The sequence below is a fragment of the Halobacillus sp. B23F22_5 genome, from assembly GCF_043497085.1.
Taxonomy (GTDB): Bacteria; Bacillota; Bacilli; order Bacillales; family Halobacillaceae; genus Thalassobacillus.
Window position 1 is genome coordinate 66,373 of sequence record NZ_JBIEKI010000007.1, and the last position, 25,863, is coordinate 92,235.

Sequence of the window (25,863 nt, forward strand, 5' to 3'; positions counted from 1 at the left end):
CTTGTGACGAAAACGACAGAGTTTTATACAAAGTTGCCAGAACAAGTAAAAGATTTTTTCGACCGACAATATGAAGATTCCTATCGCCTGTTGGATGCATCCCGTCACCCTAAGACGGGGCTGTATGCAGATAGTTACCGAACATTGGAGGACAACCCGGAATCGAAATCTTCGATAGCTGCTACAGGTGTAGGCTTGATCGGCCTGTGTGTCGCTGATATGGAAGGCTGGGATAACCAAGCCGCAGAAAAAGCTATGTTAACAATAAAAACTGCTCTCGGGAAAACGAAAGGCTGCCAGCCCGCGCGTGATGAGCAAACCTGGTTTTTCGCTCACTTTGTAGATATGGAGACAGGGGAGAATCTGCATTCTGAAATTTCGACGATTGATACTTCTTTGTTAGTTGCCGGAGCCCTTTTTGCAGGCCAGCATTTTAAGGACACAGAGCCTGAAATTGACGCTTTGGCAAGTGAACTTTTGAATCAAATCGACTGGAGCGTAGTAGTCGCTGATATCGAGACCGGATCGATCCATATGGTTGTGAAGGACGGCGAAGGAACCTTGCCGCTTCCGGCTTATAATGAATATGTTTTAGTAGCCCATCTGGCCATGTTGGGTCAGCCTGATAACAAAGCTGTTCAGGACTTGTGGCAAAACAACTTTTCCGAAGAAAAAATGACCGACTTGCCGCAAGTCGACTTCCGCGGCTTTTCAGTCCTGACAGATACCAACGGGGAACATGGAAAAGATTCGTTCCTGTCATCGTTTGTCCATCAATTTCCATTCTACCTTGTGCCGGAATACGCGGAAAGCGCTGTTTACCGGGAGTTTTACCACAATGCCTGCATGGCCGATCGCTTAAAATGGAAAGAGCGAGCTGATGTGCCATCCTATGTATGGGGATATGGTGCCGGCCCTAACGATGGGTTGCACGGCGGATACCATGCTGATCAGGTCAATAACTCACCAGGGGATATAGCTTCCGCCTATATCGTGGGAGGTTTTCTCCCGGTCTATCCTGGGGGAATCTATGATTTATATGCACTCTATCAAAATCATCTGCCATATGACCGGTACACGAATGAGGAAGACAAAGAAGATGAGAAAAAACTTCGTGCCGCCTATCGCTATGGATTACACCGCTATTCCTGGTGGCATCTCAATCAGCCCGATCGCTGGTATCCAGCCAAGGTTACGTTGATCGATTGGAGTTCGATGCTATATGGATTCACGGCTTTCAAACGCGGGATGTCATTTTTTACAACTCGATTGAAGAGCAAGGTAAATGAATAGGAGATAGTGTTCCATTACCCTAACTGCCCCACTCCTCGAAGTAGGGTAATGGAACCCATCTGCTTTTAGTATCAAATGTTGGAAGGTGGGTGTGCAAATGGATATGAAACTAGTAACATTCAACTTAAGGGTAGATCTCCCCCAGGATGGTGAAAATTCCTGGGCTAATAGGATAGACAAAGCAGTCAAAATGATTCGAAAGCATGAACCGGTGGTGTTCGGAGCACAGGAAGCTTTATTACCGATGATCCAAGACCTGGAAGAAGCCTTATCTCACTATTGCTGGATTGGGGAAGGCAGGCGAGGCGGGATGAGCGATGAATTCTGTCCGATATTTTATGATTATCGTAAGCTGGAGATGGTAGACTCAGGACAATTCTGGCTCTCTGAACAGCCGGAGGTCCCTGACAGCGTCAGCTGGAAAAGTGACTTTCCAAGGATATGTACCTGGGGGGTTTTTCGATTTGTAGAGATACCACATAAGGAATTTATTGTTTATAACACCCACCTTGACCATGTGAGCCAGCAGGCGAGGGAAAATGGCATCGTTTTGATTTGGGAAAGGCTTCGTAGCCATTACATAGAAAAGAAAGTCCCGATTGTTTTGATGGGGGATCTGAATAGTAAACCTGATAATAAAGTAGTTCAATTTTTACGCGGGAAATTATCACTTAAAGGAGATACGTGCCAATTGCAGGATGCTTATCACTGGCTGGATGGTAAACCCGGACGGACATTCCACGAGTTTGAAGGTGGTACGGAAGGGGAGCCGATCGATTATGTTTTTAGCGCCCAAGAGATCGAGGTAATAAAAACAGAGATTGATAGAACTTCCTATGATGGCAGGTTTCCATCCGATCATTACCCAGTCATTACTCACGTGTCATTTTAGGAAAATGCATCATGAAAGGAGGAGATAATCATGAGGGAAGAACCGAAAAACAAACCATCCTGTTGTGCAGCGAGCAGGGCTGATTCTGATGCAACATCACCCGAAGTACGCACGAGCAATGCTCGGAGTACTACAGAAGAAACCAAGTTTAAGGATAAAATGGTATTCTTGCCCGCTGGTGACTTTTTAATGGGAACGGATGATAAAGAAGGAGTTCCGGGGGATGGGGAAGGTCCCGTAAGAAAAGTGACAGTAGATTCTTTTTATATGGATAGCCATACCGTGACTAATAGAGAATTCCAGCAATTTGCAGAGGAAACCGGATATAAGACAGAAGCTGAACAATATGGCTGGTCATTTGTTTTTTACCAGTTCGTCCCTGATGATTTTCCCTATAAGGTACAACAAGTGCCAAATACTCCATGGTGGCTCGCAACAGAAGGAGCCTTCTGGTTCCAGCCTGAAGGACCTGGTTCTACGATTAAGGAACGGATGGACCACCCAGTCATCCATGTATCCTGGAACGATGCGGTTGCTTTTTGTGATTGGGCCGGGAAGCGGTTGCCTACCGAAGCAGAATGGGAATATGCAGCGCGTGGAGGATTGGAACAAAAACGCTATCCATGGGGGGACGAGCTGACTCCAAATGGGGAACATTACTGTAACATCTGGCAGGGCAAATTTCCAAAAGAAAATACCAAAGAAGATGGATACATGGGAACAGCCCCAGTTACAGCTTTTCCGGCTAACGGTTTTGGACTCTACCAAGTGTCAGGAAATGTATGGGAGTGGTGCTCGGATTCTTTTCAGAGCAAGGGACGTGCTACTTCACCATCATCTAAAGTGATGCGGGGAGGTTCCTATCTTTGTCATAAATCCTACTGCAATCGTTATCGTGTAGCGGCGCGCACCTCTAACACGGTTGATAGTTCTACAGGTAATATCGGGTTTCGTTGTGTAATGGATAGATAACTTTGATGATTCAGGAAAAGACTTATCAGCGATTGAAAGTTTGTTAAAGAACACAGAGAAAAAGTGGGCTTCCAGCACGTGGATGCCCACTTTTTATTATTTCAATTTTTTCATCAATGGTTCTAATTCTTCGCCGTTGGTTGCGATGACACGTTTATACCATTCGAAGGAATCCTTCTTCGTACGTTTCATGGTGCCGTTTCCTTCATTATCACGATCGACATGGATCATCCCGTAGCGTTTTTTCATTTCGCCTGTCGTGAATGAAACGATATCGATGATGCCCCATGGTGTGTAGCCAAGGAGATCGACGCCATCATAAATAACGGCTTTTTCAAGCTCTTCGATGTGTGCTTTCAGGTAATTGATGCGATCCTGGTCGTGGATAGAACCATCTGCTTCGATCGTATCAACAGCGCCAAAGCCATTTTCAACGATAAAAAGTGGAATCTGGTAGCGATCGTACAAGCGGTTCAACGCGTAACGTAATCCAACCGGGTCGATGGTCCAGCCCCAGTCGCTCGCTTTCAGGTAAGGATTTTCTACGCCATTTGGCAAGGCTCCATTTACTATATCTCCGGTATTATCTTTTTTAACATCACTTTTCACCGTGGTAGACATGTAGTAGCTGAAGCCAAGGTAATCAACCGTACCGTTTTGCAAAATCTTATCATCGCCATCTTCGAACTTGATGTCGAAACTTTCCCGTTCAAATTCCTTTAACGCATAGTTTGGATAGTAACCGCGAACCTGAACATCCGGAAAGAAATAACGCTGTCGCATCAGTTCTTCGGCCAGCATGACATCTTCAGGGTTAGAGGAATAAGGGTAGATTGGCACATGGGATACCATCGCACCAATCTCGAAATCCGAATTGATTTCTTTCCCTTTTGCTACAGCGAGGGCGCTCGCGAGCAGCTCATGGTGACCCGCCTGGTACATCACTTCTTTTGCGTTTTCGCCTTCGTTTACGGTAACGCCTGAATTGGTCCATAAGAACAATGGATTGTCGACATCCATTTTGTTGTTGATTTCGTTAAACGTCATCCAGTATTTCACTTTATTTTTGTAACGGTTAAAGCAAGTCTCGGCGAACTTTTCGAAAAAGCCGACGACCTTTCTGCTGCGGAAACCGCCATATTCTCTCGCTAAATGAAGCGGCATTTCGAAGTGGGACAGGGTGATGACCGGTTCGATGCCATGTTTAATCAGTTCATCGAAAACATCATCATAGAATTGCAGTCCTTCTTCATTTGGTTCGTCCTCATCACCGTTCGGAAAAATACGGCTCCAGCCAATCGAGGTGCGCAGGCATTTCAACCCCATTTCTGCGAATAGCGCGATGTCTTCTTTATAGTGATGGTAAAAATCGATTGCTTCGTGGTTTGGATAGAACTCATCTTCTTCAATCGTTTGGGTGATTTTCCGTGGTACCCCGTGGGCTCCTGCCGTCATGACGTCGACGACGCTCGGCCCTTTACCGCCTTTATTCCATCCGCCTTCAAACTGATGGGCGGCTAATGCGCCGCCCCATAAGAAATCTTTCGGCATGTTTTTCATCGTAATCATCCTCCTTTTTTTATTTAACCACAGTAAGTACTTTTTCGTTTGATGTGAAAGCCGCAGCTTCTTCAATAATGACTTCTTCGTAATCCCCGGCATTGGTAATGATGACTGGTGTAATGGCAGACAAACCTTCATTTTCTATTAATTTAGCATCAAAATGGACCAGGCGATCACCTTTGTTAAATTCATCGCCTTCTTTTACGTGCAGCGTGAATGGTTTTCCTTCTAATTTAACGGTATCTAACCCGATATGAATCAGAAGCTCCACCCCAGTTTTAGAACGTAGGCCTATGGCGTGTTTGGTAGGAGCTACCATGACAATCGTTCCTTCAAAAGGTGCATAGACATTGGTATCAGATGGCTGGATAGCGATCCCCTGACCCATCGCACCAGAGCTGAATACTTCATCGGGCACTTCAGAAAGCGGAATGACTTGACCGGTTAGAGGAGCGGTTAATATTTCTTCGTTATTTTCAGGCTGATTTTGTTCTGGGGTGCTTGTCATCTCCTCTTGCTCCTGTACAAGACTTTCATCTCCAGCTTCTTTCGCAGAGTCTTCCCCATAACCGAAAATTTGAATCAATACGACTGGAAGAATGATAGCAATTAAAACGCCTAGCAGGATGCCCCATATGGAAAGGGGATAGGCATCATCGATTCCGTTTACTAAAGTTAATGGTCCTGGCAAACCCGCGTAGGCAAAATAGTAGGGGTTGAAAAAGCTGGCAGCGATAGCACCGACGGCTCCGGAAATACAGCCAAATATAAACGGCTTCTTAAATCGTAGTGTGATCCCGTAAATAGATGGTTCTGTAATACCGAATATACCGGTAATCCCTGCGGAAGTGCCGACTTTCCGTATCTCCCGGCTTTTTGTTTTGAGAATAACACCAAGCACTGCTCCTACTTGTGCGATTACGGCGATTGTCTGATAGGCCTGGAATGAATCACGGCCATATAAATCGAAGTTGGCTAATACCATCGGTGTGATTCCCCAATGGACACCGAAAATGACTAATACCTGCCAAAAGGCTCCAATAATTGCACCAGCTACAGCAGGGGCATTTTCTGCTAAAAGGTTGTAGCCATCGGCAATAGCGGTTGCTCCTAATGTGGTTACAGGACCGATCAATAGAATAGTTAAAGGAACCATAATCAGGATAGAAAAGAACGGAACAAATAAAGGACGGACAACTTCAGGCATTTTTTTATTTAAGAACCTTTCAAGATAGGAAAGGATCCAGACCAAAAATAGCGGTGGCAGTACGGAAGAAGTATAGACCGTTTCCGTTAAAGGGAGGCCCAGAAAAGTAAGGGTATTTCCTTCCGCAATTTGTGTCGCCATTTCTGACCATGTCGGGCTGACAAGCGCAGCACTACAGGCCACTGCAATGTAGATATTCGTTCTAAAATGCTTCGCTGCAGTCATTGCAATGAAAATAGGTAAAAATACAAATGGTGCCCAGGATATAAAACTCAATACTTGATAAGTGCCTGTATCTACGAAACGGTCCGAAAATAAATTGATTAAAATTAGTGTACCTTGCAAAATACCAGCGGCCGCTAATATGTAAATGAACGGTGCAAAAACAGCGGACATTGTTGCAATGACACGGTTTAATATCGTTCCTTTATTTTCCGCTGTTTCATCGGTTTCATCTACATTAGTCATTCTAGCAAATTCTTCGTATACCTCACCTACATGCTGACCTATGACAACCTGGAATTGTCCATTATTTTCTACGACTGTAATGACTCCGGGCATAGCTGAAACCTTTGCTTTGGCTTCTGGCTTGGAGCGTTTTAACACTAACCGCAATCTTGTTGCACAGCGGGAAACTCCAATAACATTTTCTTCACCGCCTACAGCTTCTAAAACATCTTTTGCCAATTTAGGATAATCTCTCACTTTTTCTGCCAATATAAACCCTCCCTTATTTGCTATACGCTTACATTATAATTGTATCGATACAATTTATCAATAACCAAATAAAAAAATAGGTATGATACAATTTGATTGAATGAGCTTTTAGGAGGGGGTATGCTATAATGGTCTAAGAAAATTAAAGATAAGAGGTATGTTTATGTTGAAATATCAGCAAATTGCCGAAGAAATTGAAAAATATATTGAAGAAAATGAACTGCAGCAAGGGGAAAAGCTTCCGGTCCTGGATACATTAATGAGCCAGTTTGACGCCAGCAAGAGTACCGTGACCAAGTCATTGGATTTATTGGAGAAAAAAGGCGTCGTCTTCCAGGTCAGAGGCAGTGGTATTTTTGTGAGAAGGCACAAAAGGAAAGGGTATATCAGTTTACTTTCCAACCAAGAATTCAAAAAAGATTTAGAAGAATCTCACTTAACTTCTGATGTTATTGAGCTGGACGTGAGAAAACCGACAGCCGAAGCTGCCCGCAACTTGAATCTTGAACTGGATGATGACGTTTATTATGTGAAAAGAGTCCGCTACATCAATGGGCAGACGCTGTGTTTGGAAGAATCATTCTTTAATAAATCGATTGTTACCTACTTGAATAAAGAAATCGTTTCCGAATCCATTTTTAACTATATTCGCGAAGGGCTAGGGTTGAAGGTCGGGTTTTCGGATATGTATCTTCATGTAGGCAAACTCACAGAGAAAGAGGCGGCATATCTCGGGCTTGAAGAAGGAGCGCCAAAACTGGATGTGGAGACGTTGTTTCATTTGACCAACGGGCAGCCGTTCGATTTTTCAATTGTTACTTATAATTACGAGCAATCTCAATTTTTCCTCCAAGCAAATAGCCAGTTATTGTAGCGACAAATGCGAGAGCTTTTCAAAAAGCACATTTTTAGAAGGATAAGAGGGAAAGATTCCATGATTAAATTAGTTTTAACTCACCCGTTTCAGGCTCTCTATTATTAGGGGGTCTTTTTTATTGGAGATATAACCCATAAATGGAAATAGATGTTACACTTCTCAGGTGAGCAACTGTTGAAAAGGGAGTGTTAGTTTTGAAAAAAATCTATGGGTTATGGGCAGGGATCATCCTGTTGGTGCTTGCTGCCGGGTGCGCTAAAGCTGAAAGTGACGAAGTGACGATACAAAAGAACCCGGAATCTGACTATCAAAAAACATTTCAGGACCTTGCGCTAGGCGAGTTAAATGAATACGAGATCCAGTTTCCAAAGGATGCAGATTTGGAAGGAGAAATTTTTGTAGAGGTTTATGAAAATGGAGTAATGCAAGAAAACACTAGTTCTTTATCACTGGATTGGGAGGAAAAAGAGCAAGAAGGCACCTTTGGCGTGGGTTATGTCACATCTCCAATGGAGGAGCCTAGTATGCTCCTGTTTAGTCAGAGTGGCACACTGAGAACCCAGCAGTTAGAGGAAACCAAGTGGAAAGAGTTAAGTATCAGAGGCTGGCAGGATGCCGTTAATGGAGATGAATTGACCTTAAAGCATGGCAAGGAATATATTTTAGGGGCTTATAAAGGAACGACGGGCAACGAAACGAGAATGTATGATTTAACGGCCGAAGAAGAGTTAGAAGAGATGCTGAATGAACATGAATTAGTTTTATTATTCAAAATAAGAATCGATGAAAATGAGCAAAATTAGAAACATAAACAGACTGTTTTAATTATGACATCTTAGCTTGATGGGAGTTCAGCATAACCTCTCACTCCTATAGCATAGTAGACCAAATCAGAGAAACAATAGGTTTGTCATCACCTGTGCGACAAAGTTAGTTTTCATTGTCATTGAATGCGCCTACATTACTCCTCTATGATTAAGTTAGAACGAACTTATGATTATTTTTTTTGAAAGGAAGGGTATAAATGGCGCAATCAAATATTAAAGTTGCGGTACAGAAGTTTGGTAACTTCCTCAGTTCGATGGTTTTGCCGAACATTGGCGCTTTCATTGCGTGGGGACTGATCACGGCACTATTCATTCCGACCGGTTTCTTTCCAAATGAAAAGCTTGCTGAATTAGTTGGTCCGATGGTTACCTATCTCTTGCCGCTGTTGATCGGTTATACAGGAGGTAAGCTGGTTCATGACCAACGTGGCGGTGTAGTAGGTGCGATTGCAACGATGGGTGTGATCGTCGGAGCTCCTGATACGCCTATGTTTATGGGTGCCATGGTCATGGGACCGCTTGGGGCACTCGCCATTAAGAAATTTGACCAGGCGATTGATGGAAAAATCAGATCCGGGTTTGAGATGCTTGTTAACAACTTCTCTGCTGGTATCATAGGTGGCATTCTTGCGATTCTTGCCTACTTAGGCGTAGGACCGGCGGTTGAAGGTTTCACCGATATCCTTGTGGTTGGTGTCGACTGGTTAATAGGTGCTGGACTACTTCCTCTGACCAGTATTCTGATTGAACCTGCAAAAATTCTTTTCTTAAATAACGCAATCAATCACGGGGTCCTATCACCAATCGGTCTGGATCAGGCGCAAGAGACTGGTAAGTCGATCCTTTTCCTTCTAGAGGCTAACCCGGGACCAGGTCTTGGTGTATTGTTGGCTTTCATGTTGTTTGGAAGAGGAACAGCAAAACAGTCAGCTCCAGGTGCAGCGCTTATTCACTTTCTTGGTGGTATTCACGAAATTTACTTCCCTTATGTACTAATGAGACCTATGTTGATTCTGTCGGTCATTCTTGGTGGCATGAGCGGCGTTTTCACACTGGTACTTCTAGGTGGAGGGCTGGGAGCACCTGCCTCCCCAGGTAGTATCCTGGCGATTTCAGCTGTTACCCCCCCTCAGCCAATGGTTTATGTAGCAAACTTTGCAGCGGTTATTGTAGCTACAGCTGTTTCCTTTATCGTTTCTGCTGTTGTCCTTAAAACAGGCAAGCAACAGGATGAGGATATCAATGAAGCTACTCAGAAGATGGAACAAATGAAAGGTAAGAAAAGCTCTGTTGCCGGAAATGTGGCCGAAAAAGAAACAACCGTTCATAACGGAGAGTTCCCACAGGAAGTCAACAAGATTATTTTTGCCTGTGATGCCGGTATGGGATCAAGTGCAATGGGGGCATCCCTGCTGAAAAAGAAAGTAAAAGAAGCTGATCTTGAAGTATCGGTAACTAATACAGCAATCAGTAATATTCCGCAGGATACAGATATCGTCATCACGCAGAAAGAATTAACCCCTCGCGCGAAGGGGAAAATGCCGAATGCTTATCATATTTCTGTCGATAACTTCTTATCAAGCCCTGAGTATGATAAATTGATCGCGAGTCTGCAAAATAAAATAACAGAAGAGCAGGCAGAACTTGTGGAGGAATCCCAAGAAGATGCGGGAGCCGTAGAGTCTGACACACATGAAGATGATGATTTATTATTGGAAGAGAACATCTTCATTGGTAAGGAATTTTCTACAAAAGAAGAAGCGATCCGTTTTGCCGGAGAGGCGTTAGTCAAAGCCGGTTATGTAAAAGACAGCTATGTTGATGCGATGGTGGAAAGGGAAGAAATCACTTCCACTTATATGGGCAATAACGTAGCAATTCCTCATGGGACAGAAGAAGCAAAGAAAGCCGTACTCAAATCAGGATTTACGGTTATCCAAGTGCCAAATGGGGTTGATTTTGACGGAGAGCAAGCCAAAATGATCTTTGGTATCGCCGGAAAAGATGGCACACACCTTGAAATCCTCTCAGGCATTGCAGTAATCTGTTCTGAACAGGAAAATGTCGACCAGATGGTTCAGGCAACGACTGCAAAAGAAATTAAGGACATCATTAACAGCAAATAATTGTGGTTAGAAAGGCGGGATGATTCCTGCCTTTCTGCTGTTGCTTTCCATGCTTTTTCTCTTAAAAGAGGGACATCAAAAAATGAAATGAGTGAGATGTATGTTTATTACCTCAAGGGAAAAATCCATCATTGATTTAATTGTCCGAACATCGGGAAATCATACGGTTCATTCTCTTTCTTCGTTCCTGAATGTGAGCGTGAGAACGATTCAAAGAGACCTGAAATCAATTGAAAAGGTCTTACAGCAATTTGAGTTGGAATTGAACCGTACTGCGGAAGATGGTCTTTTTATCGATGGTAAAAACGAACAGATTTTCAGGCTCATACAGACATTGACCGGTGTCGATCCTACCGATGAAACACCCGAAGAAAGAAAGCTGAGATTGCTTATTACTTTGCTGCATGAAGGTCCTTTAATAAAAAAACAAGTGCTCGCCAACGAGCTTGGTGTAAGCGGCGCAACATTATCTACCTATCTGGATGAACTTTCGGACTGGTTAAAAAAGTTTTCGATTACTCTTACAAGAAAAAGAGGCGTAGGAGTCGAGCTGATTGCAGATGAAGCGAATAAACGGCATGCACTTGCCAGCTACTTCTTAGTCTATTTTTACGAAGAGTTAATCGAAAATTTGTATTTACTGGAACAAGAAGAGGAGAAGAAGGAGAAAATACTGGGATATTTTTCTCCGGAATATTTATTAATGATAGACAAGCTGGTTAATCAAAAAATCAATAAAGGCCAAACAAGATTAGCCGATAGTGATTATATCGGACTTATTGTTCATATTTGCCTGACAATCCAGCGCACCCAGAATAATTTTTTGCTGCCAGAAGATTATCAGGCAGCAAAGGAAGATACAAATGAATTTCAATTAATTCAAATGATAGGCCGGGAGCTGAAAGAAAATCTTTCGATTCCAATCACCACTAGCGATGTCCATTTTTTAACGATTATATTAAGAGGTTCAAAAGTGCACGCTACTGATGTCTTATATTATGACAGTGTACTGCTTGGAAAGTTGATTAAAAATGTCATCAAGGATGTTTCTTCGATGCTGCATGTAGATTTATCCGATGACTTTTCTTTATTTCAAGGATTATTGGCACACATGGAGCCATCGATATTTCGCTTGAAACAACAGCTGGAGTTATTTAACCCACTGACAGAAGAAATAAAAAGGAAATATCCGGTCTTATTCATGGCGGTTAAAAAAGCCCTGGAAAAAGAATTTAAGGATATTGATTTTCCCGATGATGAAATTGCCTTTATCGTTTTGCACTTTGGTTCAGCGTTGCTGATGCAGGAAGAGAAAGTGAAAATTAAAGCAGTAATTGTCTGCCCTACAGGTATCGGTGCTTCTAAGATGCTGGCAAGCCGTATTCAAAAAGAACTGACAGAGATCACAGATGTTGAGATTTTATCGATTAAAGATTTTCAAACAGCAAATCTCGATGACTATGAGCTTGTGATTTCAACTGTCAGACTCCCTTTTACGAATATTGACTACATTCTTGTTAGTCCGTTGTTAAGTGAGAAGGACATCGGGTTTATCCAGAGTTATCTGGAAAATAATCTGGAAAAGCTGACAAGCAAAAATCAGTATTTAAACCCTGGTGCCCGGCAGGATACCCCGCCTAAAACAGAAACAAACCAGCAGGATGTAAAGAGTCTCTTGCAGGAAATAAAAGACGTTCAATCCAGTATGGATGCCATCCTAAAAAATCTGAGTGTATACCGGATGCAGACAGATGGAGATCACTGGGGGGTTTTAGGGGAAATGGTGGAACAGGCAGAACAGGAAGGGCTTCTCACAGATGCCCTTAATGTCATGCACCAGCTTAAAGAAAGAGAGCGGAAAGGTGGACTCGGTATCCCGAATACGAATATGGGGCTCTTTCATTGTCGTGATGAAGGTATCCATGAGCTTATCTTTCGAGTATCCCATTTAGAGCAGCCCTGTGAGATCAAGGGGATGGATGGCCAGCCCATGCAAATGAAGAACCTCCTTCTAATGCTGGCTCCTGAAAACTTGAGTAACCGGGAACAGGAAATCTTAAGTCTCATCAGTACCAGCTTGATAGAAAGTGATGTAGCCATGATGATCTTCTCTTCTTCTAATGAAGCAATGATTCGAAAAAAGCTGGAAGATTTATTTCTGGTCTATCTGAAAAATAATTTGATAAAGGAATGATGATGGTGAAGCAAACGGTTCATTTTGGAGCAGGAAACATTGGCAGAGGTTTTATAGGCGCGCTATTTTCCCAGTCTGGTTACCATGTAACATTTGTAGATATCGCCGACCAGATCATCAATAAATTAAATGAAGAACGAAGCTATCAGGTTAAATTAGCGACCGAACAGCAAGAGACCGTAGCTGTCGAAAATGTTTCTGGATTAAATAATAGCAGTCAGGAAGACGAAGTGGTAGAAGCGATTAAAAATGCAGCCTACCTGACGACAGCGATCGGACCGAACATTTTGCCGAAGATAGCACCATTGATTGCCCGCGGAATTTCTGAACGCATCAATACAACTGATGAAAAACTCTATATCATTGCTTGCGAAAACCAAATCGGAGCAACAGCATTGTTAAGAGATTATGTATTCGATCATCTGGACGATGAAATGAAAGGAAAGATCGAAGGAAGGGTCTATTTCTTTAATTCGGCTGTTGACCGTATCGTGCCAATTCAGGATCAGGATTCCTTAGATGTCCTTGTCGAACCATATTATGAGTGGGTGGTGGAAACAAAAGAATCTATTCCACCTGTAAAAGGAATGAAGATTGTAGAGGATCTTGCTCCTTTCATTGAACGAAAGCTATTTACGGTCAACACAGGACATGCGGTTATTGCGTATCTTGGTTATCTTGCCGGGAAAGAGACCATTGACGAGACCCTCTCGGATGAAGAAGTTGCCAATCAAGTCAGGGAAACACTAAAAGAGACTGGATCCTACCTGATCAATGAATACGGTCTCGATAAAAACGACCATTTAAACTATATCAACAAGAATATTGAACGCTTCAAAAATCCTTATCTCAATGATAACGTGACAAGAGTAGCACGCGCTCCAATGAGGAAGCTTGGACCGGAAGACCGGTTAATTCGTCCGGCCACACAGGCGCAAAAAGCAGGTTTGTCCTATACAAACCTGGCTAAAGCGATCGCAGCAGCGTTATTGTTTGATCACCCCGAGGACGAAGAAGCTATGAATATCCAGCAAATGATCGAAGAGCACGGTGCTGCTTATGTTTTGAAAGAAGTAAGTAAGCTGAAAGAAGACAGTGAGATCACCAAAGAAGTAGTCCGTCGCTATGAAGAATTAAAAAGTAAACAGTAACTAGTTGGAGCCTGATTTATAAACAAATCAGGCTCCTTTTCTTTTATCTGATAATCAGAGGGGTGAAAGTTTAAGTAAGGGAAGTATTGAAACTAATCCCTAATCTGTTTCGTATGTAAATATAACCTTCCGTTTATGCGACTGAAGTCTGGAAACGTAAACGGATATAAAAGGGGGCTTGTTATGCTCTTTCAGAATAAAAATTTGCTGGTGAGGAAATTAGAAGAAAAGGACAGTCACCTGCTGGCAAAATGGCTATCTGATCCACGGGTTCTTGAATTTTATGAAGGAAGAGACAATCCATTTGATCTAGATAAAGTGAAAGAAGAATTTTATGATCCTAAGGACTATGTTAATAAGTGTATCGTCACTTTTGAAGGAAGTGAAATTGGGTATATTCAATTCTATCTATTAGAGGAGGATACCAAAAGAGAATATGGGTATGGGGATGAAATTATATTTGGAATAGACCAGTTTATTGGGGAAGCAGCGTATTGGAATAAAGGCATTGGCACCTTACTTGTTACTTCTATGGCTAACTTTTTATTGGTGCAAAAAAGGGCAGACCTGGTAGTGATGGATCCCCAAATAAGGAACGCAAGGGCTATTAAATGTTATGAGAAAAGCCGTTTTAAAAGAGTTAAATTACTCCCAAAACATGAGTTTCACGAAGGGGGATATAGAGATTGCTGGTTGATGGAGTATCGAGGATAATGGTGTGATGTTAAATATGTAATTCGAATGGGTTTCCTGAAAAATATATGGAAGCGAGGAACGTAGATGGAAGGCAGATTAATAGAAATTAGAGGAAAGAAACTTTATGTTGAAGAGTTTGGGGCAAAGGATAAACAGCCTGTCCTTTATTTACACGGCGGACCTGGTGAAAGCTGCTTTGATTTTACATATCATCAAAAAGAAAGGTTGCAGGATCATTTTCATGTCATAGCGATCGATCAACGAGGCGTGTGCCGGTCTGAGATCATTGAAAGTCATGAACATTTCACTTTAATGGATATCATAAAAGATTGCGAAGAGCTAAGAGATCACTTACAAATTAACCAGTGGTCGGTTATTGGCCATTCTTTTGGTGGATATTTAGCACTCCTTTATGCCGCAACTTTTCCGAGTTCTATTCATAAAGTGATTTTTGAATGTCCAACCTTCGATTTTGAACTTACATCCAGATTTCTCTTAAAGAAAACTGCGAACCTAGCAAGAAAGTATGACAATGAAGCGTTAGCTCAAAAATGTATGGAATTATCATGGAGTAAAGATAAATCCCCTCAACAGCTGACCGAGGGATATATGGAGTTAAGTGATGGATTAGGCGACAGCCGCATTGAAATTTACAGGTACATCACTGATAACCCGACGGATTATAATGCTGCTTACACGGATGAAGAATGGGATAAATTTTATAATCGATCGGAAATTCATTATGACCGTTTGCGTGAAGAGGGAAGGCTATTTGAATCCTTGCTGCCCCGGTTAAAAGAAGTGAAAAATCCTATGCTCCTAATGACGGCGGAGCATGATGCGGCAACATGTGATATACATCGGAAAACATTCACACGTAATGCTGCAAACGGGGAAGTTCACTACTTTGAAAAATGTGGACACACGCCGCATTATGAAACTCCGGATCGTTTTCGTGAAGTGGTTGTAGACTATTTAAATCGTTGACAGGACGCGAGGGAGATTAAAATGGGATTAGGGGGCTGCATATGTCGATAAAAGGACTCAATCACTTTTTGTTTTCTGTTTCGGATTTAGAAAGATCCGTCGAGTTTTATAGGAATGTTTTTGACGCCAGGCTGTTGGTGAAAGGCAGAAGTACGGCATACTTTGATGTTCGTGGTATGTGGTTTGCACTCAATGAAGAAAAAGACATCCCGCGTAATGAAATAAAGGAGTCCTATACCCATATTGCCTTTTCCATTGACGATAATGATTTTGACAAAATGTATAAAAAGCTAAGTGATCTGGGTGTTGCTATTTTACCTGGCAGGCCAAGAGATAAAAGGGACAAGCGGTCCATATATTTTGAAGACCCTGACGGCCATAAGTTTGAATTTCATACTGGGACGGTACAGGATCGTTTGTATTATTATAAACAGGAAAAAGCCTATATGGAGTTTTTTGATTAAAACTCCATATAGGCTTTTATTGTCCTCCACTGTTGGAGGAAGAAGCGGCAGTTGCAGCTGTTATCCCTGCAAGGGTTGCAGCCTGCTGGGCTTGCAGTATAGTTTCCAGTGTGGTGAACAATCCTGTTTGGATGGTGTTGGCTTCGCGCAGCTGATGGCTTACCAGAATGTTAACCGCTACCTTGACATTCATTTCTTTTTGCCATTGAAAAGAAGATTCCTGGTCCAGGACATCCTTGAAAGCCAGGACTTCGTTTAGAGCATTAGGGCCATCTCCAAGGAATGCGAGTAAGCCTGCTTCCGGATAAAGTAAACTTTTAAAACGGATTTCCGATCTCTTTAATGACTCTGAAGCTCGGATCGTGCGCTCTACTAGTTCGTCTGGGGTGTGCTGCTCATCCAGGGCAAGCATATGGCTTAAAAATTGAAGGTGATTCCCTTTCCAAAATCCATTTTGATTAAGTGCGCGATAGATATATTCCACCTGGTCGATGAGCTTTTCCATTTCTTCTTCTTGTAGAGCCAACAATGCAGCCAGTGGATAATCATCGTTTGAAGTGAGAAAGGGATGTTCCTTTTTCATTAACCGGTGAATCGAAACCGCCTGCTTAACTTTTTCCATCAAGTCAGACTCTTCAGTTTGGTCCTGCATAATCGCGGCAGCAGCAAGGTAGGTATACTGGGAACGGTTAAACCCGCTTCGAATCATAGATTCATAAACTTGCATCATGTCATGATAAGCTGTGAATGGATCATCAAAACGTGTATCCAACATGGCCGCTATCGTGTATCGGAGCGGGGAGTTCAAATAGGAAAACATGCTGGCTTCTTGTTTAATTGTCTCAGAAACTTTCACATAGCGATCGATATCAAATCTGCGGTCACTGCTCACATAGACGGCCGCCACCATCATGACAATCTTTTTGTCCGTCCACCTCATCTTTTTTTTCAATTGTTTGTAAATGTCCACGTATGTATCTTTCAATAATGTAAGCTTTTCACTTAGCACCATACTGGTCCTCCTTCTTAATGGTTGTTTATTATATTTACGGATGAATAAAGAAAACGTTCCCGAAGAACAGGAAAAGGTTTACGTTCAGTAGCACAACCCTGCCTCTAGAAGCAGGGATGCTTTAAATAACCTTGAAAAAATCGTACAATAAAAAGGTTAGTCGCGCGGAAGAGGAGTCGAACGAGAATGGATGTAATAGATAAAAAAGTAATCAATCCAGCCTCAGGGGCAATTGTTATGGCTTTGGGTATTTTCTTGCATGGCGTCATGAGTCATTTTTTGAACCAATCTGCAGAACGGTGGTTCGCCTTAACTTTTTTGTTTCTGGCTATCATTATTTACTACAAATTAGCCCGGCAGTTATTTCAAAAAGGCTTTCTTACTCCTTTTTTAAATAACCCGGTTAATTCTTTTGTAATTGGTTCCTGGATCGCCGGTTTTTCGGTGTTGGGGATCGTGCTGAAACACTATACACCTTTGCTTCATTCATTAGCGGTGGGTATAGCCGTAATCAACTCATTGTTGTGGGTATTTTTTCTTTATTTAAGTATCAAGAATTTCAAACGGCTGTGGCAGCGAACAACCTTCCATGCTACTCATGGTGTTGTACTGTTGTCTGCTGTCGCATCACAATCACTGGTCGTTTTATGGGAGAAACTGTTCCCTGAACTGCCTGACTTGTTAAGTTTAACTGCCTTTGCCCTCGGTGTCTTCTTTTATGCGAACGGCCTTATTTTAATTTTGAGTCGTTATTTGACAACAGATTGGTCGATTATTGAAGACTGGACAAACACGAACTGTATTATCCATGGCGGCCTTTCTATTACAGGTTTTGCTATTATTACATCAAATATAATGGATGGTTTGGTTCTTTATTATTATTGGTTGTTAGTATTAATAGTATTTTGTTTAGTGGAGGGTGTGGAGGTCATACGCGCCGTCAAACGGGTTAGGCAAAAAGGCTGGAAAGAAGGCATCTTTACCTACCATATCAGCCAGTGGTCACGGAATTTCACATTCGGAATGTTTTTTGCTTTTTCAATGGCTATGCGTGGCAACAGCAATGGTGGTAATTTTTTAAATGATTTCCATCACTTCTTCTTGCCTGTATTGGCATGGGTAGTCCTGCTTGCTCTTTTGATTGAAATTACTCTATGGGCTCGTGAGGTATTATTGAATAATAGATTCATTTCATAGTGGAGTGGAACGTTCATTAGGCCGCTAAACACTCCGGGTCCTCCAGTAAATGGAAGGCAAGCTAAATGTGTATTGAGTAATTGATGATATTCTGAAATAATTGTTACTAGTTTAAGAAAATTTAGATAAATGGGAAGACAGGGTATAAAGCAAGCTTGCTTGCAGGGAAGCCATAGCTATTGTCTACGAGGCATGATCAGCTGACCATAATTTTAATAATTGGAGGTACTATAATGAAATTTTCAGTGCTGGTAGGTAGTGTCAGGAAAGAATCATTTAATAGAAAACTTGCATCTTACATACAATCAAGGTATAAAAACCAGGCAGAAATAGAAATTTTACCAATTGAAGAGCTGCCTTTTTTTAACCAGGATGATGAATTATCTCCTCCTGCCATTGTTAATGAAATTAAATGGAAGATAAAAGAAAGTGATGGGATTATTATCGTGACACCTGAATATAATCATTCCCTGCCAGGTGTATTAAAAAATGCGATTGACTGGTTTTCAAGGGTGGACAAGGTTATGGTGAAGAAGCCTGTCATGATTGCAGGCGGCTCCATTGGCTTGCTGGGAACTGTTCGAGCTCAAATGCATCTCCGCCAAATCCTTAACTCTCCTGGTCTATCATCCCTTACTTTACCAGGTAATGAAGTCCTGATAAGCGGTATTGATAAGAAGATGGATGAAAATGGAGATATTATTGATGAGCCGACCATTCAATTTATAGATTCAGTTATGAATAATTATGTTGACTGGGTGAAGAAAACAAAGGAAATATCATAAGTGGAAAAAGTGCCTGGCCCCCGTTGCGTTACCGCTTTACTCTGGTGGGGGACAGGCACTCTTTATTTAATCGGCAGTATTTAGTTTTAATAATTCTTTCTTCCTGGCCAGTTCTCCATTTTTGACATAGACGCGCGGGACGCGTTTTCCGATCAGGCAAGCTGTTTCGTAATGTATCGTTCCCATATGATCGGCAATTTCACCCATCGGAATAAAACCTTCAGAAGGTTCTCCGAAGATGGTAACGGTATCTGATTTCGTTATTGTTTCGATTCCAGTGACATCGATCATTGTCTGGTCCATGCAGATTCTTCCTACAATCGGAGCTCTTTTACCGCAAACCGTGACGTCGCCTTTATTGGAAAGGGAACGGGAAAAGCCGTCGGCATACCCGATAGGAAGGGTGGCGATGGTACTGGTCTGGGCTGTTGTGAACGTCCGGCCATAGCTGATCGTCTGATTCGCTTCCAGTGTCTTGATCAGGACGGGTTTCACCTTCAGACTCATGACGTGTTTCAAGGAAATGAGTGGTTTTAAATGCTCCTCCGGATACAATCCATACAGGCTGATTCCGACCCTTACCATGTCCATATGCATTTCAGGATAAGCAATTGTCGCTGCACTATTACAGCAATGCTTGATAGGAATAGAGATGTGCTCCTCCAGGAAATCAACAAACCGGCGAAAGGCCGCAAATTGTTCTTTCGTATAGGCAGCATCCGGATTATCGGCATCTGCAAAATGGGTGAATGCCCCTTCGATGAATACATAATCGGAGGTGAGCGATTCGATAATCTTCAGCGCCTGTTTTTCTTCCTTGATGCCAATCCGGTTCATGCCGGTTTCTATTTTCAGGTGCACACGTGCGGTCTTTTTCAGCGACTCTGCTGCTATTTGGACTTCTTCCGCTGCCGCTGTGGTAAAAACAGTGAGGGTGATATCCTGGCTGATCGCTGTTTCCACAGCATCCGGCGGGGTGTAGCCGAGAACAAGGACTGGTTCATCGATCCCTGCTTCGCGAAGCTGAACCGCTTCCTCCAGGAGTGCAACAGCCAGATAATCAGCACCGGCAGCAACCGCTTCTTTTGCCATTGCTTCCGCTCCATGCCCGTAGCCATCCGCTTTGACTACGGCCATTAGTTTTGTGTCTGGTTGAATATGATTCTTGAATGCCAACACATTTTCCTGAAAGGCGTCCAGGGAGACTTCCGCCCACGCCTGACGATAACTTCTTTGATGCATTGGGTTACCTCCCTTACTAGTGTCGCTTTGTTGGTAAAAAAGTATCCTGTCTGCCAATTTGGCAGCAGGATACTTTTCCATTAATAAGCGAGTTCCGCTTCATGTAATGCGCTTTCTGGAGAAATATACTCGTAACCAAGATCCTGTGCTACAGCTTCATACGTCACTTTGCCATTGACGACATTCAGACCGGAAAGGATAGCGGCATTATCCTGAACAGCCTGAATAACACCTTTGGAAGCAATTTGGACCGCATACGGTACAGTGACATTGGTTAGTCCTACGGTAGCAGTACGTGGCACAGCGCCAGGGATGTTCGCTACTGCATAATGAAGCACGCCGTGTTTTTCATAGATTGGCTCGTCGTGAGTAGTTGGGTGGTCGACTGTTTCGAAGTTTCCACCCTGGTCGATGGCAACATCCACAATAACCGATCCTGGCTGCATGGATTGAACCATTTCCTCTGAAACCAATTTTGGTGCTTTTCTACCTGGAATCAATACCGATCCGATGACGAGATCAGATTCTTTAACCGCCTCTGCGATATTAAGTGGATTAGACATAACTGTATTGATGCTGGAGCCGAAAATATCATCCAGTTCACGTAGACGGCCAGGGTTCAGGTCGATGATCGTGACCTCCGCTCCATATCCAAGAGCAATTTTTGCTGCATTGGTGCCGACTACACCGCCGCCGATAACTGTCACTTTTCCGCGCTTAACCCCAGGAATACCGCCGAGCAGGATACCTTTTCCGCCTTGGGACTTTTCTAAATACTGTGCTCCAAGCTGGGAAGCCATTCGACCGGCAACTTCACTCATTGGAGTAAGTAGTGGCAACGTGCGATCGACCGTAATTGTTTCATAGGCGATGGCAGTGACTTCGTTTTCGATTAATGCCTCTGCTAATTCTGGCTCTGCTGCCAGGTGGAGATAGGTGAACAGGATAAGTCCTTTACGGAAATATTGATATTCTTCTTTTAGTGGTTCTTTTACTTTCATAATCATATCCGCTTTTGCCCATACATCAGCAGCCTGGTCGACGATTTCCGCACCAGCCTTTACATATTCCTCATCCTTGAAGTTGCTTCCCAAGCCGGCTCCTGTTTCGATATAGACTGTCTGTCCGGCATTTATCAGGTGAACGACCCCTGCTGGAGTCATAGCTACACGGTTTTCGTTGTTTTTTATTTCCTTAAGTACACCAATAATCACGATTCATCTCTCCTCTGTTCATTTCTTTTCCTGTTCATCGTAACTTGCTGGTAAAGCGTTTTCATCAGGCAAATGGCTAAATAAAAAAAACATGCTTTGTGTATTTGCACAAAGCATGTTCAATCCATTTTATCTGTAATTAAGTCTAGAAACAGGCTTACCTTTTGGTTTGGGTCGCTAAGATCGATCCCGCCGACATCCCGAATCCGTTTCAGGCGGTAATTCATGGTGTTCGGGTGAATAAACATTTCCTTCGCGGCCTGGTATACGTTGTTGTCATTCTTCAGGTACGTTTCTAACGTATTCAGGAGAAAAGTATGGTTGGCTTCGTCGTAACGCCTAAGATTTTCAATTTGCCTGTTATGGTAGTGGTTCGCTTTCTGGAAATTATTTAACCGCTCAATAAATTGGTAGACTCCTAAATCTTCATACAAAAATACATCCGTAAGTTCTTCAGGAAATTTAATCTTTAACCGCAATACTTCCGTCGCCTGATGGTAGGAATGGACAATTTTTTGTGAAGATGGATAGGTCATCCCGGCTGATCCATGCACATCCTGTAACTGTAATTGGCCGGTCATTTTGACAATGAATTGCTGAATGAATTCTTTGAATGTTTGTTTAGGAGACTCGTCGTCTTTTAATCGCACCAGCATAATAAAATCATCATCATCGAACAGCCGTGTAATCACGGATACCTTTACCTGTGTTTCTGACAAATAATAGGCGTGTTTTTCCATTTGTTCTGTTACCACATCGGAAAAATTAATGACGACGATCGCTTTATTACCTTCCAGGTTCATATTGTACTGCTTGGCCTTTTGGAGAATTTCATCACTGTCCCAAAAGTCGCCCCGAAGCAGCTGCCAGAAGAAATCTTTATAACCTTCCTCTGATTTCCTCCGCCGCTTTCTGCGTTGAAGGAGGAACTTTTTCACATAGAGTGATGCTTCCTTGAATAACCGGATTTCTTCATCTGTAAAAGTAGAGTCCGAGACATGTGCCCAAATAAATCCCAGTATTTCATTATTTTTTCGAATCGATATCGCAACCCGATTGCCAAGTCCCGTTTCTTTCATCTCGGGAATGACAACAGGCTCATCACTGTCGATCAGCCTTGGCAAAATGCCATTTTTCCATAGCCCGTTAATTACTTTATCGGGAACTTTGCGGTTAATAATAGTAGCAACGCGTACCTCGTCGATATTACTTGAATGGCGGCTATAAGAGACAAGGCCATGGTTAGAATCTTCTATTGTAATAGGGCAGTTGAAAATATCAGCAATTCGATCGGCAAGTTCTTCAATGGATACATGACTTTCATTTAGTCGGTCTTTCAGTATATCTGGATGTAGAGTCATTTGACCGCTCCTTTTAGGTTCGTTTGGTTAAAAACACAAATCAGTATTTTTTTATTTTAGTATATTTACAAATAAAATTCATCTTTAGGATGTTATAGTTTTACCCAAGAACGAACAGGAGGACATCATATGAAGCATGCACTAATAATTGGAAGCGCTTTTATAGGCGTTATTGTCGGGGCTGGTTTTGCCTCTGGACAAGAGGTACTTCAGTATTTCACCAGCTTTGGAATCATGGGAATCATCGGGGCGATTCTTGCAACCGCTTTATTCGCTTATGCGGGGATGGCACTCGTATGGATTGGAAGCCGAATGAAAACAACTTCTCACAAGGAAGTCATTTACCAAATAAGTGGTAAAGTTTTAGGAACTATTATTGATTATGTACTTATTTTTACTTTGTTTGGTGTCGGTGTAGTCATGATTGCAGGTGCAGGTTCCAATCTTAATCAACAGTTTGGATTGCCGGTAGTTGCAGGAACCATCCTTATGACCCTGCTTGTACTGATGGCAGGAATGTTAAAGGTTGACCGTGTCGTCAACATCATTGGAGGAATTACACCATTTCTTATTTTATTTGTTCTGCTTATATCCGTTTACAGTTTTATGACGGCGGACGGATCATTTGCTGAATTGGACAATCAGGCTAATGAATTACCGACAACGTTGCCGAACTGGTTCATCTCTGCTATCAACTATGTGTCGTTTAACATTGCAGTAGGGGCATCCATGGCGCTGGTCATGGGTGGTGCTGAAACCAACCGTAAAACAGCGGCGCTGGGTGGCTTGATGGGTGGTCTTGGTATTGGAATTCTCATCATATTAAGTAACCTGGCTATTTTTTCAAAAGTGGGGCACGCTGGACAAGCAGACATGCCGATGCTTGCCATTGTCAATGATGTATCACCGGTGCTAGGTGTAATCATGTCGATCGTCATATTCGCCATGATTTTCAATACAGCACTCAGCATGTTCTATTCTTTTGCTGCCAGATTTTCTACTGTTGAAACCAAACAGTTTAAGGTGTTTTTTACCGGTACAATGGCCGTTGGCTTTATTGTCAGCTTCTTCGGATTCACCAAATTGGTTGCCTACTTCTATCCGCTGATCGGCTATCTCGGCTTGACGCTGATTGCCGTGTTAATCATTACGCCGTTTCGGATGAAGAAGGCCTTTAAGCAAGAGAAGGAAAGCGAGCCCAAGTCCATGGAAGCGAAGCAACGAGCAACGAGTTAACCAGAAATTTTTTCGTTAGGGCGGTATACACTTCCGTTAGGGCAGTATGTAGACGTTAGATAAAAAAATCCCTGAGAGCAGCGGTTCGATCAACCGGCTCTCAGGGATTTTTTGTTAAAGTTCTACAAAGTGCGCTGAAACTTTTCTGTTTGTTCATTCGTAAGTTAAGTTAGAAAGCGAGTGATGAACGTGAAAAAATTAATGATGCTGATGCTGGTAATGGTGCTGGTTTTCCCGGTGAGTGTGTTCGCGGTTGATTACGAAATCGATCGCACGGCTATCACCGCGGAACTGCTTCAAGATGGCAATGTGGAAGTGAAAGAAACGCATACGTACAGTTTTGAAGGGGAATTCAATGGGATCACTCGGACGCTGATACCAAAAAGGAACACTGCGATCAAGGATGTGCATGCTTCTGAGAATGGTAAGGATTTAAGAGTGGAGCAGGAGGATGAACTTTATAAGGTGCATCGAAGTGGCGAAGATGAGACGGTGACGATTGATACTTTTTATACCATAGAAAATGGGGTGGAAGTGTTCCGGGACGTCGCCCAGTTTTATTGGCCATTTTTTGATAAAAGCAATGAGTCTGATTACGAAAATCTGACAATTACGATTGTACCACCAGAGCGGGCGGAAGTGAAGGCAGCGTATGGGTTTGATGAAGCGTATGATACCGCGCAGGTCAAGGACGGTGGCACTGTTACTTTTGACCTTGGCAAAGTTTCCAGTGGTGAGAATGGTGATATCCGGGTAGCCTATGATGCTAAATTATTTCTTAATGCACCAATCGCAAGCGAAAAACCGATGCTTGATACCATCCAATCGGAAAAGGATGCGTTGGATGATCAAGTCGCAGCAAAAGCGGCGCAACGGGAGCGTTGGAACAGTTTTGGTCCGTTCATCATTGGCGCATTGACTGTGGTGGCAGTTTTGCTAATCGTTCAGGGTTGGAGAAAGAGGCAGGAAACGTTACACGAAGCAAGGCGGCAAGTCAGTGCGGTTGGCCGTTTTCCCAGAACGGATATGAGCCTGCCTGCCATGCTTGCGTTTTCCAACGCTTATGGTCTGTTGACACCTAAAACATTGACAGCTGCGCTGCTCGAGCTTGTTAGAAAAGGGCATATCGAAAAGCTCTCCGAAAAGGAATTCCGGGTGGTCGATCGAAATACGAAATACGAGCATGAAAGCAAGCTGATCCACTGGCTGTTTGATGTTATCGGGCATGACGGCAAATTCCATACTGATGACCTGGAAGCTTATGCGAAGGACAAAGCGAATCATAAAGACTATCAGAAACATTTCCAGGCATGGCGGGAAGCAGTTTTGAAAGAATACAGGCAGTATGATTTATATGAAAAGTCAACCAAACCACGCTGGCTGGCTGGTTTCGCAACCCTGGCAACACTGCCGTTCGTGATTCTTTTCCTTTATTATGGCGTGTCCCTATGGATGGCGGCAGCGCTAATTCTGTTTCTATTTTTTCTTACCTTCACGATCGGCTACCAGCCGTTGACAGTGGAAGGGCAGCGAATCAAGCAGGAGCTGCGGCCGCTCAAGCTCGGCGACCAGTGGAAGGAATGGGAAAAAGAAGACCAGGTTCCTGCTCTTTTGTATCAGATTGGTCTCGGAAAGCGTAACCTTTCCTCCCAGCCGGCAGGAGCTCTGTCCTCATCCGATAATGACTGGATCATTTTCTTGATGCTTGCTGCTACGATGCAAAGCAGTTTCCAGGAAGCCGACAAACATGTGTCCGCTACTACCGGTATGGGCGGTGCTAGCGGTGGTGCTGGCACCGGTGGCGGCGGAGGAGGATCCGGCGCATTTTAATCAGAGTGTGAAGCCGAGGT

General features: G+C 43.0%; 21 protein-coding genes. 15 read left to right on the forward strand and 6 right to left on the reverse strand.

Annotation, left to right across the window (positions count from 1 at the left end):
- Window positions 1-3 precede the first annotated feature (3 nt).
- The 3 genes from ACGTN9_RS11430 (at window position 4) to ACGTN9_RS11440 (ending at window position 3,157) form a co-directional block, all read left to right on the forward strand.
- Entirely contained in the window at window positions 4-1,293 is a 1,290-nt protein-coding gene (locus ACGTN9_RS11430) for a hypothetical protein (protein WP_499592874.1), read from the forward strand.
- 97 nt (window positions 1,294-1,390) lie between these two features.
- Window positions 1,391-2,185, forward strand: a complete 795-nt coding sequence (locus ACGTN9_RS11435; protein WP_499592876.1) for an endonuclease/exonuclease/phosphatase family protein — start codon at window positions 1,391-1,393, stop codon at window positions 2,183-2,185.
- A gap of 30 nt (window positions 2,186-2,215) precedes the next feature.
- The gene (locus tag ACGTN9_RS11440; protein ID WP_499592878.1) at window positions 2,216-3,157 is read left to right on the forward strand and encodes a formylglycine-generating enzyme family protein; all 942 of its coding nucleotides are present in this window, start codon (window positions 2,216-2,218) and stop codon (window positions 3,155-3,157) included.
- A 96-nt stretch (window positions 3,158-3,253) separates the two neighbouring features.
- On the opposite strand, the gene bglA is transcribed toward ACGTN9_RS11440, so the two are convergent.
- Together bglA and ACGTN9_RS11450 are read right to left on the reverse strand one after the other, a co-directional pair.
- Window positions 3,254-4,717 carry a 6-phospho-beta-glucosidase BglA gene (bglA, locus tag ACGTN9_RS11445; RefSeq protein WP_499592880.1) on the reverse strand — a complete coding sequence of 488 codons (1,464 nt, stop codon included), beginning with the start codon at window positions 4,715-4,717 and terminating at the stop codon, window positions 3,254-3,256.
- 19 nt (window positions 4,718-4,736) lie between these two features.
- Window positions 4,737-6,644, reverse strand: coding sequence for a beta-glucoside-specific PTS transporter subunit IIABC (locus tag ACGTN9_RS11450; protein WP_499592882.1), 1,908 nt, complete (start codon window positions 6,642-6,644; stop codon window positions 4,737-4,739).
- A gap of 163 nt (window positions 6,645-6,807) precedes the next feature.
- Here ACGTN9_RS11450 and ACGTN9_RS11455 point away from each other — a divergent pair, with 163 nt between their 5' ends.
- The 8 genes from ACGTN9_RS11455 (at window position 6,808) to fosM (ending at window position 15,966) form a co-directional block, all read left to right on the forward strand.
- Window positions 6,808-7,518 (forward strand): GntR family transcriptional regulator, encoded by a 711-nt coding sequence (locus tag ACGTN9_RS11455; protein WP_499592884.1) that lies wholly within the window; start codon window positions 6,808-6,810, stop codon window positions 7,516-7,518.
- A gap of 197 nt (window positions 7,519-7,715) precedes the next feature.
- Window positions 7,716-8,324, forward strand: coding sequence for a hypothetical protein (locus tag ACGTN9_RS11460; protein WP_499592886.1), 609 nt, complete (start codon window positions 7,716-7,718; stop codon window positions 8,322-8,324).
- Window positions 8,325-8,545: 221 nt separating this feature from the next.
- A complete protein-coding gene (locus tag ACGTN9_RS11465) occupies window positions 8,546-10,474 on the forward strand; it encodes a PTS mannitol transporter subunit IICBA (protein WP_499592888.1) in 1,929 nt (642 codons plus the stop codon).
- 100 nt (window positions 10,475-10,574) lie between these two features.
- Window positions 10,575-12,668 carry a BglG family transcription antiterminator gene (locus tag ACGTN9_RS11470; RefSeq protein WP_499592890.1) on the forward strand — a complete coding sequence of 698 codons (2,094 nt, stop codon included), beginning with the start codon at window positions 10,575-10,577 and terminating at the stop codon, window positions 12,666-12,668.
- A 5-nt stretch (window positions 12,669-12,673) separates the two neighbouring features.
- Window positions 12,674-13,819 (forward strand): mannitol-1-phosphate 5-dehydrogenase, encoded by a 1,146-nt coding sequence (locus ACGTN9_RS11475; RefSeq protein WP_499592891.1) that lies wholly within the window; start codon window positions 12,674-12,676, stop codon window positions 13,817-13,819.
- 183 nt (window positions 13,820-14,002) lie between these two features.
- On the forward strand, window positions 14,003-14,533 hold the full coding sequence (locus ACGTN9_RS11480) for a GNAT family N-acetyltransferase (protein ID WP_499592893.1): 531 nt from the start codon (window positions 14,003-14,005) through the stop codon (window positions 14,531-14,533).
- Between the two features lie 66 nt (window positions 14,534-14,599).
- Window positions 14,600-15,502, forward strand: a complete 903-nt coding sequence (locus ACGTN9_RS11485) for an alpha/beta fold hydrolase (protein WP_499592895.1) — start codon at window positions 14,600-14,602, stop codon at window positions 15,500-15,502.
- 41 nt (window positions 15,503-15,543) lie between these two features.
- Window positions 15,544-15,966, forward strand: a complete 423-nt coding sequence (fosM, locus tag ACGTN9_RS11490; protein ID WP_499592897.1) for a FosM family fosfomycin resistance protein — start codon at window positions 15,544-15,546, stop codon at window positions 15,964-15,966.
- 16 nt (window positions 15,967-15,982) lie between these two features.
- Here fosM and ACGTN9_RS11495 read toward each other — a convergent pair whose 3' ends face one another.
- Window positions 15,983-16,978: a DUF4003 family protein gene (locus ACGTN9_RS11495; protein WP_499592899.1), complete on the reverse strand. Its 996-nt coding sequence runs from the start codon at window positions 16,976-16,978 to the stop codon at window positions 15,983-15,985.
- Between the two features lie 186 nt (window positions 16,979-17,164).
- Here ACGTN9_RS11495 and ACGTN9_RS11500 point away from each other — a divergent pair, with 186 nt between their 5' ends.
- Window positions 17,165-18,175 (forward strand): TDT family transporter, encoded by a 1,011-nt coding sequence (locus ACGTN9_RS11500; protein ID WP_499592901.1) that lies wholly within the window; start codon window positions 17,165-17,167, stop codon window positions 18,173-18,175.
- Window positions 18,176-18,408: 233 nt separating this feature from the next.
- Window positions 18,409-18,960, forward strand: coding sequence for an NADPH-dependent FMN reductase (locus ACGTN9_RS11505; protein ID WP_499592903.1), 552 nt, complete (start codon window positions 18,409-18,411; stop codon window positions 18,958-18,960).
- 66 nt (window positions 18,961-19,026) lie between these two features.
- On the opposite strand, the gene alr is transcribed toward ACGTN9_RS11505, so the two are convergent.
- The 3 genes from alr to ACGTN9_RS11520 all read right to left on the reverse strand — a co-directional run bounded on the left by alr (window position 19,027) and on the right by ACGTN9_RS11520 (window position 22,777).
- Window positions 19,027-20,202, reverse strand: coding sequence for an alanine racemase (alr, locus tag ACGTN9_RS11510; protein WP_499592905.1), 1,176 nt, complete (start codon window positions 20,200-20,202; stop codon window positions 19,027-19,029).
- Between the two features lie 80 nt (window positions 20,203-20,282).
- Window positions 20,283-21,416, reverse strand: a complete 1,134-nt coding sequence (gene ald, locus ACGTN9_RS11515) for an alanine dehydrogenase (protein ID WP_499592907.1) — start codon at window positions 21,414-21,416, stop codon at window positions 20,283-20,285.
- 119 nt (window positions 21,417-21,535) lie between these two features.
- The gene (locus ACGTN9_RS11520; RefSeq protein ID WP_499592909.1) at window positions 21,536-22,777 is read right to left on the reverse strand and encodes a PucR family transcriptional regulator; all 1,242 of its coding nucleotides are present in this window, start codon (window positions 22,775-22,777) and stop codon (window positions 21,536-21,538) included.
- Window positions 22,778-22,906: 129 nt separating this feature from the next.
- Between ACGTN9_RS11520 and ACGTN9_RS11525 the strand changes: the two genes are divergently transcribed.
- Both ACGTN9_RS11525 and ACGTN9_RS11530 read left to right on the forward strand, forming a co-directional pair.
- Window positions 22,907-24,013 carry a YkvI family membrane protein gene (locus ACGTN9_RS11525; RefSeq protein ID WP_499592911.1) on the forward strand — a complete coding sequence of 369 codons (1,107 nt, stop codon included), beginning with the start codon at window positions 22,907-22,909 and terminating at the stop codon, window positions 24,011-24,013.
- Window positions 24,014-24,202: 189 nt separating this feature from the next.
- Window positions 24,203-25,843 carry a DUF2207 domain-containing protein gene (locus ACGTN9_RS11530; protein ID WP_499592913.1) on the forward strand — a complete coding sequence of 547 codons (1,641 nt, stop codon included), beginning with the start codon at window positions 24,203-24,205 and terminating at the stop codon, window positions 25,841-25,843.
- The last annotated feature ends 20 nt before the right edge of the window (window positions 25,844-25,863 follow it).

Coding starts and splice junctions, on each gene's coding strand:
- ACGTN9_RS11435 (WP_499592876.1), top strand. CDS start 1,391: ATGGATATGAAACTAGTAACATTCAACTTAAGGGTAGATCTCCCCCAG.
- ACGTN9_RS11440 (WP_499592878.1), top strand. CDS start 2,216: ATGAGGGAAGAACCGAAAAACAAACCATCCTGTTGTGCAGCGAGCAGG.
- bglA (WP_499592880.1), bottom strand. CDS start 4,717: ATGAAAAACATGCCGAAAGATTTCTTATGGGGCGGCGCATTAGCCGCC.
- ACGTN9_RS11455 (WP_499592884.1), top strand. CDS start 6,808: ATGTTGAAATATCAGCAAATTGCCGAAGAAATTGAAAAATATATTGAA.
- ACGTN9_RS11465 (WP_499592888.1), top strand. CDS start 8,546: ATGGCGCAATCAAATATTAAAGTTGCGGTACAGAAGTTTGGTAACTTC.
- ACGTN9_RS11470 (WP_499592890.1), top strand. CDS start 10,575: ATGTTTATTACCTCAAGGGAAAAATCCATCATTGATTTAATTGTCCGA.
- ACGTN9_RS11480 (WP_499592893.1), top strand. CDS start 14,003: ATGCTCTTTCAGAATAAAAATTTGCTGGTGAGGAAATTAGAAGAAAAG.
- ACGTN9_RS11485 (WP_499592895.1), top strand. CDS start 14,600: ATGGAAGGCAGATTAATAGAAATTAGAGGAAAGAAACTTTATGTTGAA.
- fosM (WP_499592897.1), top strand. CDS start 15,544: ATGTCGATAAAAGGACTCAATCACTTTTTGTTTTCTGTTTCGGATTTA.
- ACGTN9_RS11495 (WP_499592899.1), bottom strand. CDS start 16,978: ATGGTGCTAAGTGAAAAGCTTACATTATTGAAAGATACATACGTGGAC.
- ACGTN9_RS11500 (WP_499592901.1), top strand. CDS start 17,165: ATGGATGTAATAGATAAAAAAGTAATCAATCCAGCCTCAGGGGCAATT.
- ACGTN9_RS11505 (WP_499592903.1), top strand. CDS start 18,409: ATGAAATTTTCAGTGCTGGTAGGTAGTGTCAGGAAAGAATCATTTAAT.
- alr (WP_499592905.1), bottom strand. CDS start 20,202: ATGCATCAAAGAAGTTATCGTCAGGCGTGGGCGGAAGTCTCCCTGGAC.
- ACGTN9_RS11520 (WP_499592909.1), bottom strand. CDS start 22,777: ATGACTCTACATCCAGATATACTGAAAGACCGACTAAATGAAAGTCAT.
- ACGTN9_RS11525 (WP_499592911.1), top strand. CDS start 22,907: ATGAAGCATGCACTAATAATTGGAAGCGCTTTTATAGGCGTTATTGTC.